9 tRNA genes are annotated in these 1,077 nt (G+C 51.0%); all 9 read right to left on the minus strand.

Going from position 1 to position 1,077, the window contains the following annotated elements:
• Window positions 1-172: 172 nt before the first annotated feature.
• Window positions 173-248, minus strand: a tRNA-Ala gene (locus tag F9U64_RS22505).
• Window positions 249-267: 19 nt separating this feature from the next.
• A tRNA-Pro gene (locus tag F9U64_RS22510) sits at window positions 268-344 on the minus strand.
• A 5-nt stretch (window positions 345-349) separates the two neighbouring features.
• Window positions 350-426 (minus strand) — tRNA-Arg (locus F9U64_RS22515).
• Window positions 427-430: 4 nt separating this feature from the next.
• Window positions 431-519, minus strand: a tRNA-Leu gene (locus F9U64_RS22520).
• A 50-nt stretch (window positions 520-569) separates the two neighbouring features.
• Window positions 570-644, minus strand: a tRNA-Gly gene (locus F9U64_RS22525).
• Between the two features lie 19 nt (window positions 645-663).
• Window positions 664-748, minus strand: a tRNA-Leu gene (locus F9U64_RS22530).
• Between the two features lie 7 nt (window positions 749-755).
• A tRNA-Lys gene (locus F9U64_RS22535) sits at window positions 756-831 on the minus strand.
• Between the two features lie 4 nt (window positions 832-835).
• Window positions 836-911 (minus strand) — tRNA-Thr (locus F9U64_RS22540).
• A 5-nt stretch (window positions 912-916) separates the two neighbouring features.
• A tRNA-Val gene (locus F9U64_RS22545) sits at window positions 917-992 on the minus strand.
• Between the last annotated feature and the right edge of the window lie 85 nt (window positions 993-1,077).

Raw genomic sequence — 1,077 nt, forward strand, 5'->3', positions numbered from 1 at the left:
CCAAGGCATCCACCGTGCGCCCTTCTTCACTTAACTATACTTACTTTCTTTATGAAAAAGTCGTTGGTTATTGTTTGATGTCTTGTCATTCTCAGTCAGTTCAGACTCCTAAATGATCAGTCGTCTTCACTTCCTAAGATTCTTATCTAGTTTTCAAGGTACATTTTTATAATGGTGGAGCCTAGCGGGATCGAACCGCTGACCTCCTGCGTGCAAAGCAGGCGCTCTCCCAGCTGAGCTAAGGCCCCACAAACTATATTTTTGTAATGGTCGGGAAGACAGGATTTGAACCTGCGACCCCTTGGTCCCAAACCAAGTGCTCTACCAAGCTGAGCTACTTCCCGTAAAATGGCGCGCCCGAGAGGAGTCGAACCCCTAACCTCTTGATCCGTAGTCAAACGCTCTATCCAATTGAGCTACGGGCGCTATATGGTGCCGAGGGCCGGACTCGAACCGGCACGGTGGAAACCCACCGCAGGATTTTAAGTCCTGTGCGTCTGCCAATTCCGCCACCCCGGCATGAGAATATTACATCTTAATCATTCGGCAAACTAAACGATTAAATTCTCTGGAGCGGAAGACGGGATTCGAACCCGCGACCCCCACCTTGGCAAGGTGGTGTTCTACCACTGAACTACTTCCGCTAAACTTATTAAATTAATGTGGTGCGGGTGGAGGGACTTGAACCCCCACGTCGATAGACACTAGATCCTAAGTCTAGCGCGTCTGCCAATTCCGCCACACCCGCTAAAAAATGGTGAGCCATGGAGGATTCGAACCTCCGACCCTCTGATTAAAAGTCAGATGCTCTACCAACTGAGCTAATGGCTCTGAGTGGTGCCGGCCAGAGGACTTGAACCCCCAACCTACTGATTACAAGTCAGTTGCTCTACCAATTGAGCTAGACCGGCATAAATGGTGGAGGATGCAGGGCTCGAACCTGCGACCCCCTGCTTGTAAGGCAGGTGCTCTCCCAGCTGAGCTAATCCTCCTGTATTTCGCCTGGCAACGTCCTACTCTTGCAGGGGCAAGGCCCCAACTACCATGGGCGCTGAAGAGCTTAACTACTGTGTTCGG

It is taken from the genome of Gracilibacillus oryzae (genome assembly GCF_009498735.1).
In the GTDB taxonomy this organism is placed as follows: domain Bacteria; phylum Bacillota; class Bacilli; order Bacillales; family Amphibacillaceae; genus Gracilibacillus; species Gracilibacillus oryzae.